Source organism: Gordonia sp. OPL2, from assembly GCF_003797825.1.
Classification (GTDB): Bacteria; Actinomycetota; Actinomycetes; order Mycobacteriales; family Mycobacteriaceae; genus Gordonia.
Window position 1 is genome coordinate 1 of sequence record NZ_RKME01000105.1, and the last position, 421, is coordinate 421.

General features: G+C 52.5%; 1 protein-coding gene. It reads left to right on the plus strand.

Translation table 11 applies throughout. From position 1 onward, the window contains the following. On the plus strand, window positions 1-421 hold a 421-nt coding region (locus tag EEB19_RS26505), incomplete at both ends, for a DUF934 domain-containing protein (protein ID WP_187590303.1).

Below are 421 nucleotides of genomic sequence, written 5' to 3' on the forward strand. Positions count from 1 at the left end.
ATGAGTGACATTTCTGAAAGCGCAGCTGGCGAATTATGGGGTCGCGAAGGATTTCGTGAAGATCCTTATATTGCCGCGGAAACACTGGAAGAAACGGCAGATGCGCCGGCTGTGATCCTGCCGCTGGCTACATGGCTGGCTCTGGATGAGGGTGTTCGCAATGCAACCAATCGCAAAATCGGGGTTTCTGTTGCGCCGGGCGAAAGCATCGACCCTCTCTTGCCATTGCTCGACACCATACCACTTATTGCGCTGCAGTTTCCCGCGTTCAACGACGGCCGCTCTTATTCTAAGGCAGATATCTTGAAGAACCAGCACCAGTTCAAGGGAGAGTTGCGTGCAGTGGGTGATGTTCTTATCGATCAGGTTGCCTATATGCTGCGTACCGGCTTCGATACTATGAAAGTCACCCATGCTGTGA